The organism is uncultured Parabacteroides sp. (genome assembly GCF_905196875.1).
Taxonomy (GTDB): Bacteria; Bacteroidota; Bacteroidia; order Bacteroidales; family Tannerellaceae; genus Parabacteroides.
The window spans coordinates 1-9,283 of the sequence record NZ_CAJJWO010000119.1 but is presented as its reverse complement, the minus strand read 5'-3'; the positions used below and the strand labels follow the sequence as shown (position 1 = coordinate 9,283).

General features: G+C 44.5%; 6 protein-coding genes. All 6 read right to left on the bottom strand.

The genetic code is table 11. From position 1 onward, the window contains the following. Nucleotides 1-585, bottom strand: a 585-nt coding sequence (locus QZ076_RS21460) for an MATE family efflux transporter (RefSeq protein ID WP_293717151.1), incomplete at its 3' end; no start/stop codon positions are given. A 3-nt stretch (nucleotides 586-588) separates the two neighbouring features. Beyond that, entirely contained in the window at nucleotides 589-1,929 is a 1,341-nt protein-coding gene (locus QZ076_RS21455) for a dihydroorotase (protein ID WP_293717150.1), read from the bottom strand. Nucleotides 1,930-2,045: 116 nt separating this feature from the next. Beyond that, nucleotides 2,046-4,823, bottom strand: a complete 2,778-nt coding sequence (locus QZ076_RS21450) for a polysaccharide lyase family 8 super-sandwich domain-containing protein (RefSeq protein ID WP_293717149.1) — start codon at nucleotides 4,821-4,823, stop codon at nucleotides 2,046-2,048. Between the two features lie 82 nt (nucleotides 4,824-4,905). After that, on the bottom strand, nucleotides 4,906-7,200 hold the full coding sequence (locus QZ076_RS21445; RefSeq protein WP_293717148.1) for an outer membrane beta-barrel family protein: 2,295 nt from the start codon (nucleotides 7,198-7,200) through the stop codon (nucleotides 4,906-4,908). A gap of 150 nt (nucleotides 7,201-7,350) precedes the next feature. After that, the gene (locus QZ076_RS21440; RefSeq protein WP_293717147.1) at nucleotides 7,351-8,229 is read right to left on the bottom strand and encodes a LytTR family DNA-binding domain-containing protein; all 879 of its coding nucleotides are present in this window, start codon (nucleotides 8,227-8,229) and stop codon (nucleotides 7,351-7,353) included. 54 nt (nucleotides 8,230-8,283) lie between these two features. Beyond that, nucleotides 8,284-9,027, bottom strand: coding sequence for a polyprenol monophosphomannose synthase (locus QZ076_RS21435; RefSeq protein ID WP_293717146.1), 744 nt, complete (start codon nucleotides 9,025-9,027; stop codon nucleotides 8,284-8,286). Between the last annotated feature and the right edge of the window lie 256 nt (nucleotides 9,028-9,283).

Here is a 9,283-nt window from a genome sequence, read left to right as displayed (position 1 = left end):
CCCCATATTGAATACAAAAATGAAAAGCGGATCGAGCAGGATATTGAGTATGGCACCAATTACCACCGACCACATCGCTATGGCAGGACGTCCCTGCGTATTGATAAAAGTATTCAAACCGACCGATATCTCCACAAACAAGGTACCGATAAGATAAATCGAGAGATAGTCTGTCGCATACCCCAGCGTTTGTTCGGATGCGCCGGTAAACAACAGTATCGGCTCCATGAATATATACGACAGGCTGGATGTCAGGACAGTGAATAACAATAGAAGGACAAAACCATTTCCGAGTATCTTTCCGGCCTGCTGACGGTTACCTTGCCCGAGTGCAATAGCAGCAAGCGGAGCACCTCCACCGGCCACGATAGCAGAGAAAGCGGAGATCAGGATAATAATAGAGCCTGCCACACCGATACCGGCCAACGCCGGAGTTCCTATTCCGGGAATATGGCCGATATAAATACGGTCTACTATATTATAAAGCAGATTGACCATCTGGGCAATTACCGCAGGAAGTGCCATCCGGAAAACAAGCGGCAACATCCTATCGGTACCCAGCCGCTCTTCGTATATGTTATTCATGAATCAAATATACCGGACTTCCATTCCACGAACGGTATCATTGATGTTGCCATTGTCATAAACCAGCTCTCCGTTCACGAATGTTTGGGAAACACTGTGGTGGAACGTCGTTCCTTCAAAAGGCGACCAGCCGCATTTATACATTATATTTTCGGGAGCAACTGTCCAGCTCTTATCCGGATCGACCAGTACAAGGTCGGCATAATAACCCGGACGGATATATCCTCGACGGTCGATATGGAATAGTTCTGCCGGCATATGCGCCATCTTTTCCACTACCTTTTCATACGTAAAACAACCTTCAGCCACCATTTCGAGCATAGCCACCAGTGAATGTTGTACCAACGGACCACCCGAGGCAGCTTTCAAGCAGCTTCCCTCCTTCTCCGACAATAAATGCGGAGCATGATCGGTTGCCACGATATCGATCGTATTATTTTTAACGGCATCACGCAAAGCGATACGGTCGGCCAGCGTCTTGATGGAAGGATTCCATTTGATCCGGTTACCGTACTTAGCATAATCGCCATCATGAAACCAGAGATGGTGCACACATACTTCGCCTGTAATTTTCTTTTCGCTCAAAGGGATTGTGTTACTCAGCAATGTCAACTCCTTGGCGGTAGACAGATGGAGAATATGTAAACGGGAATTCAGGCGCGTTGCCAATTCTACCGCTTCCGAAGAGGATGCATAACAAGCCTCTTCGCTTCTGATCTTGCTATGGTAGGAAATATCGAGATCCTCGCCATACAGTCCGGTGTAATAGGCCAGGTTACGTTTGATCACTTCTTCTTTTTCCGCATGGATGGCAATCAGCATATCCGCTTCGCCGAAGATACGTTCGAGACTTTCTTTTTTATCTACCAGCATATTTCCCGTTGAAGAACCGAGAAAGAGCTTCAAGCCCGGTATGCGACTACGATCCAGTTTACGAATCTCATCCATGTTATCGTTCGTTCCTCCGAAAAAGAAAGAGTAGTTGGCAGCAGAGGTTTCCGCACCTCGTTGTAACTTCCATTCCAGATCGGCAACGGTAGTTGTCTGCGGCTTGGTGTTCGGCATATCCATAAAGGTCGTTATACCACCGGCTACGGCGGCACGGCTTTCACTGGAGATGTCTCCCTTATGCGTCAGGCCCGGTTCGCGGAAATGCACCTGGTCGTCAATGGCTCCCGGCAACAGAAGTTTTCCTTCGGCATCGATTACCTGTACGTTTCCTGTCGTTTCAGGAACAGTTCCTTCAAGAACTTCGGCTATCTTATCTCCATCAATGAGGACTGATCCCTTAAACATGCGTCCCTCGTTAATGATGCAAGCGTTTTTTATCAGAATTTTATTCATATATTTTGTGTTTATTGTCACAAATGTACATGATTCTATTCAAAAACAAATGACTTGCCAGGGAGAAGTTATTGCGACAAGTACTCTTTACGCGGATAATTAAATCAGACAGACCTTTATTTCAACTTCAGTACGCCTAAAGAAGACGGAATATGAAAGTCCGGGTTAGCCACATCCGGAATGATCCAGGGAGACCAGATCACTTGATCCTCCTGTTGGTCATAATAGTCGGCGCGATAAATACCGAAAAGTATTTCCCCCTTTGGCGAGATCACTCCCATTTCCTCCAGACTTTTCAAAGGAATGGAACCTTCCACGATATATGAATCCAGCCCGATATGAGTACCGAGCTTCAAGCCCTTAAAGTTCCAACTGAAATCAAACTTACGATAAAACTGAGCATGATAATCCATAACTTTTCCTTGCGGATCGATCTCGGCACAATAGTAGTCGGCCATGGCCGGATCTTTACTGATGAAGAATTCGATACGGTCGCTATTGCCTACCGACGCTTCGGTCTTTTCATCATTATATATAATAGTAGAGTCGGATACCTCATACATGAAATACAGGTTCTTCTTATCATGACAAACGGAAAAGGAGGTATGGTCTTTAACGGCTCCATCCCAGGGCGCGATCAATCCGGTTACAGCTGGGGCAATCTTCCAGTCGTCTTTCTTTCCGTCCACAGTGATATGTCCGACTTGTGGTGCAGTGATTATCGGAGTAACAGTGACACTTTGTCCCGGAGCATGATCGGATGGCACGATTATCTTCAAGTCATAATCGTTGATCTTCACGGATAAAGAAGATTGTGTATGAGTAGGATCGGCAGCATCGACACGGAGATTTCCGTCTTTCTCTTCGATCTTGTAAATACCCGGCGTTTTTATTTCCAGCGACAGATCGGCTGCCAGACGGATCGTTCCTTCTTCGTAAGCGGTAATATAATAAGAACCAGGTATTGCCACAGCCTGCATAGAGGCATCGTTACGAAGTATACGGATATCTTCCGTGCGGAAAGAAGCCGTACGTTCGGCCGTAGAAGCCGGCAGGATAAGATATTGGTAAGAGGCCGGAGCCTGCTTCCGATGGCCGATATACAGAGATATCACCTCTCCTTCCACCGTCTGCGGCGTGTATGAGCCCATAAAGTCAGACCAGCGTCCGGAACGCTTTTCTGAGATTGCCACACAGTTCTCCGGTTGCATCAGGATATAACCAATGCTATCGTGGAAAAAGCGCAACGCCTTTCCGTTGGCGGTAAACGTACCGTTCACCGGATTCCAACGGTTGCTCTCGAAGTAAGACAAATCTCCCCGCTTCTTCCGCTGATCGATGGAAGTTGTTATATTCAATGTACTGTCCGACTGGATACCAGCTCCCAGGCATAACATGAAATCATCGGTAATCACCCACGATTTACGGGCGTTAAGGCCGTCACGGTTCAAGATCATAGCAGTCATACCTGTGCGGCCATCGGTAACACCTCCGACAAAGGCCGTTTCATTGCGGGTATGTGCACCATAACTACGTGGAGACGGAACCGGTGCGTCACTCTCGTAAGAAGTTATACCCGGTATCTTACGCCAATCCCAGAAAGGGAAAACATTCATATATTCATCCCCGCCACGATAGACATAAGTGGCACCGTCGCCCATGTAAAAACCTTTCAGATTGTCTTCGTTGACAAGCTCTGTCCCGATCACCCGCTCAGAAGCCATCTTTATGGAAGCCATCCACTTCGGTGCACGGTGAATGGTCTGATCCGAGTCCCAGAAATGTTTCTGTCCGGTAAAGGCTGTTCCCCGGGGTTGTTGCGGAGGAAAATTATCGTCGAGGAAAGCTTGTAGCTTCCCGGCATCGGCAGGAGAACTTCCTTTCCGGAGCGAGTTCGCAGCATTCCCCATAGCAAGAGCTTTGTGGATGGGAGCATTATGAAACAACTGGCGGTCGAGCGCATTCACATCCATATAGCCACGCCAGATGATCCAGCGGTAACCTTCCGTCAACAGGTTATTCAGAATAGATTGCTGTTCGGCATTCAAGGCCAATGATGTTCCGGCGAACAATCCCGAATAAAAACTCATCTCCGAGAGATAAGCCAGCCCATAGTTGCCGAATTGCTGTTGCGGCCCGTGCTGGTGGAAACTCCAGTCTCCCTTGATTCCCTCCTCGCGTCCGGTGGTTATTTCGGAAACGATCGTGTCGCGGGCAGCCTTCACCAATTCATAATCGTCCAGTAAAAGCCCTTTCATCAATACGTTTCCGGCCAGCCATACTTTATTTTGTCCTGTCATACCGAAGCGTGCGTTGTCCATCACCTTGACGGCCTCCTTCTGTTCGGCAGGCGTCATCTGTGTACGGAGCAGGATAAAAGCCGGACCGAAAGTCTTGGGAATGCCGATCTCGTTATACCACCAGTTCTTACAGACCGGCTTCGTACGAAACCAATAATCGAGTGCCTGATGGATCACAGTCGAGAAGCGGGGCGACCAGGTACAGGATGGTCCCTCGGCATGATATAATTTAGCCAGTTCCAACACACGGTCGGCATGCTTCTTCGCATCCCATCCGCTACGTTTGGTATCCGCATAATTGATATCCGGCCAGGAACCGTCTTCATTGATCTGTTCCATATAGCCTTTTATCTCCTCCATGTTGAAAGGATACCGCTGATGCAGTTCAATAACCACCTGATCCGACATTTCCGTCTCAGGCGGAATACCCGCCAGGATACGGTTCAACAGGTCGGAATCATTGTTGGAGTCGATTAAAGATTGGATATAGTTTTGCCGGATATGTTCCAACTCTTCACCGGGTGTCTGCGAAAACATATTCACCGGCAAAAACAAAAGTAAGGATAACAATAAGGTGTTTGTAAAGAGTTTCATGATATTGAATTTAGTACTGAAAGCAACAAATTTACCATAATAATCCTGACCTGTATACTAATAGCAGAAAAAATCCGGATATTTATAACCTTTTTATCTCCTCTTCTGCTGCTCCTTTTCCTTTATATTTACTCTTTGCCGCATTAAATTTATAGCGGAGGGTCAAGCGGATTTCACGGCTGTCTACTTCATTGTCTACGGTCAGATCCATTTCTTTGTTGTAAATCCGGTTACCGTCTTTGCGTCCATGTGTCAGATCGACCCCTTGCAAATTGATAGACAGTCGGTCGTTGAAGAATGATTTGGTGATAGAGGCATCCATCATGAATACATTTTTATAGACATAAATATTTTGAAAATCACCTTTACCCTGAAATGTCATATTTACGCTTACGGTCCAGTCATGAGGGAACTGTATTCCATTATTCAGTGAAGCGATAAGCATAGGTTTATTCATGGAAATCTTATTTCCGTTATATTCTACTTTCGCCCACTGTTTCTGGATACCGACTGTATATTGAGGCTGCCACCAACCGATCTTAGGAGCGGCAACCAGATAAGCGGAGAGATTATCAATACGAGGGAAATTGCGATGTGAGATGATCGTGATCGCCGGGTTTTCCTCATATTGTTCGGTGATGTAGAGAATTGCGTCCTTTTCACGTTGGTAACTAATCATACCTTGCAGCCAGTCATAACTACCTGACAGCGTGATATCATGTATGGTTTCAGGTTTTAGAGCAGGATAACCTCCCTGAAAAGTGAAGCGATTAATATACTGCAAATTACTGGACAGTTGGGCATAGGTCGGACGTTTGGTCTTCGTAGTATAGCCTAGTTGAAGCTGTAGTTTACCGAACTGCTTTGCCAGAGACAAGGTAGGAAATACATTGTCGTAAGGATGTTCAGAAGAGACATGTTCATAGCGTAATCCTGCGTTCAGGTATGCAAACCGAATGGATCGGCTGTATTCAGCAAAGACACTGGTACGATCTTCATTGATCCGGCTGTTGGTGGTTGGAAGGATTTCCTGCGGATTAATGAATAAATCAGTACGGCGGATACTCGTAAATTCCGATCCGAACAATAAATTACCTCCACCCAGCGGATGAGAAAGGATTAATTTACCAGCATATAGTTTGTTATTTACCCGGTTGGTCGAATTAACAACCCGGCTCTCATGTCCCTGACTGACTTCATTCACTTCATTATCCGTATTTACGAGGCTTTCTAACATATCGAAATTAAAATCAATAGTCAGCCGGCCGATTGTTCCGGTATAATAGGTATTTATGTGGCTGGCCGGTTTCCGGTTTATCTGACTATGACCGTTACTGAGCAGGTGATCATAGAAATTTGTATCGGCAAAAATATCACTCTCCGTCCGGCTTTTTGTTTGATCGTCGGGAGATGCTGTCATTGAATAGCGGATACCCATCGAATGATCGTCGTTAAACAGATAGTTCATGCCTAATTCACCCAAGTAATTATTGAATCGCGAATGTTCTTCCATTCTGTTCCTTTGCTGCCACAAGGTATCGACAAATACCTGTTGTTTAACGTCTTGAATAAGCACAGAGTTTGTATGTATATACTGGAACTGTGCGAAAACGTCCAGATTATTATGGCGGTAATTCAAGTTTAGTTGTTCATTCAAATCTGTATTCTGAGATTGTTCCCATGTGGAGCGAACTTCAATACCGAAACCTTCTCCGGCTTGTTTAACCGTTTTAATACGAATGACCGACTTTACATCCGCACCATATCGTGCACCCGGATTTGTAATGACCTCTATCTGTCGAATATTGGCGGAACTGAGACGGTCGAGTTCAGAAGCATCACGCATTTCCCGTCCATTAATATAAATGACCGGAGTACCTTTCCCGAATACTTTAAACTCTCCCTCTTGTCCTTGTACGCCGGGAATATACTTCAATACATCATTGGCTGTACCTGATTGGCTCAATACACTGTTTTCGATACGTGTTACCAAAGTTCCGTCTTTAACCTGATAATCCGGCCGTCTGGCTATTATAACTGCTTCTTCCAGAAGGATCATGTCACTTGGCAAAAGAATGTTTTCTGTCATTCCGGCATTTGTATTCCGATAAACAGTCTGGAAACCAACAGAAGATACTTTCATAATATAAGTCTCGTTCGTAGATATCGGCAGTTGAAACAGCCCGTCCATCTCACTGACGGTTCCCTGTACAAAGGATGAATCCACTGAGGAAAGTAAAACAATATTGGCGAACTCAACCGGTCGCCCTTGCTTATCTGTCACTTTTCCTGAAATATTCTGGGCAATGATATTTATACCAGAAAATAACAATAAGATTAAGCCGATAAATACTTTCTTTACTACAAACATTTTCATATCGCTGATTATTTTGAATGATTAATTTTCAGCAAATGTAAATGCGGTCAAGAAAGATCACAAAAAACAGGGATATATGTCCGGAATAGGTGATAAAGCTTGCCTTTATGCACTTTGTCCCATGTTTTAGGGATGAATTGCAAGCAATATTCAGTCAAGAAAGCTTTTGAAATTCTTCAAGTAGGTACGTGATACCGGTATTTCTTGTTGCAATCCTGACAGACTCAGCCGATATCCCTGTGCATTGCCACCAATATTTGTAATGTGATTAATATTTACAATATAAGCCCGATGACAACGGATGAAAGAGGAGTAGGCTTGCATAGCTTCTTCCATCTGCTTAACGGTCGAGCGTAATAACTTATGTTTTACTTTACTTTCTTCCAGATAACAAATGTCGACGTAATTGCCGGAAGATTCCATATAAAGGATCTTTTCGGGAAGAATAACGATGGAGTCTTTGGTATCCCCCAGCAGAGTGACCGTGTCTGTTACGTCATCCTCCTGCTTTACACGTTCGGACAACCGTTGATTTAATTTATCTGCTTCTTGCAGGTTCCGTTTCAGGTTGCTGTTCTCAATAACGAAAAGACCGATTATCAGTGGGATTGCGAGAATTGTAATTCCGGCAACCATATCGATGCCTAGGAACTTAAAGAAAAAAGTTCTTCCCTCGTCACTCCAAGGATCGACACGTATCAGGAAAAAGTAATCGTAAATAAAGGCGATAACGCCGGTAAGGAACAGGAATGAAATACAGTGCACCAGCTTTTTTCCTACCGTCCAGTATTCTGGGGTATAGAACTGTTTGAATAGCCTGGGGGTTATCACAAATCCCAAAGCCGAAGTTGTGAAAGCAATGGAAATGAAAGTCCACAATACCCAAAGCTGTATCATGCTGTTCAGTATATAATGGAAAGGCTCGAATATAGCTAGAATTAATCCTGTACCAACAGTATTCAGAATAACGATTACCCACGGTTTATCAATAGGTTGAGCCGGCCGACTCAAGTATTCTTTAATTCCCATAGTTGTTCTTATATATTAAAAAGAAGAAAACCGTTGCAAAGGTATAAGATACATTCAATGCCGTGAAGAAGAAGGATACTTACGGAAGAGGCTCCACCACTTCAGCTTAAGCACACCGAACAACGCCTCTCCGAAGATAGAAGAGTTCATTTTCGACGTTCCCAATACACGGTTAATAAAGATAATAGGTACTTCCACCAACTTGAAACCGCACTTGTAAGCAGTAAACTTCATCTCTATCTGGAAAGCATATCCTTTAAAATGAATATGGTCGAGATCGATCGTTTCAAGCACTTCGCGACGGTAACATTTGAAGCCTGCTGTCGTATCCTGCACCTTCATTCCGGTAACGAAACGGACATATACAGATGCATAATAAGACATCAATACGCGACCGAGCGGCCAGTTCACCACGTTTACGCCATTGCTGTAACGTGAACCGATAGCGACATCGCCTCCCTGCTCCGTGCAGGCGGCATATAATTTAGGAAGATCGTTCGGATTATGACTGAAGTCGGCATCCATTTCGAAGATGAAATCGTACTTATGTTCGATCGCCCATTTAAAACCACAGATGTAAGCAGTACCCAATCCCAACTTACCTTGTCTTTCCACCATAAAAAGACGTTCAGGAAATTCTTTCTGCAAACGCTTCACGATATCCGCCGTACCGTCGGGAGAACCATCATCTATAATCAAAATATGAAACTCTTTTTCCAATCCAAACACCGCACGGATAATATTCTCAACATTCTCTTTCTCGTTGTAAGTAGGAATAATTACAATACTGTCTGACATATACGAATTATTTATGATCAACTATGAGGCACAAAACTACAAACTATTTGTCGATTATGCTCTAATTTTATTGAAATTTACGCTTGCAGGAGATAAATCCTTCTTAAAAGGCTTTGCTCCTTTGACATCCCCGTATGCGACAAACTGCTCGAAGTAGCGGATGTGGCTAATCTGAGCAAGGACGAGCGTGTCTTGTATGATGAAGCCCTGAAACGTTATCGCGACTATAAGAATACGATTGATTATGCCGAAGAGA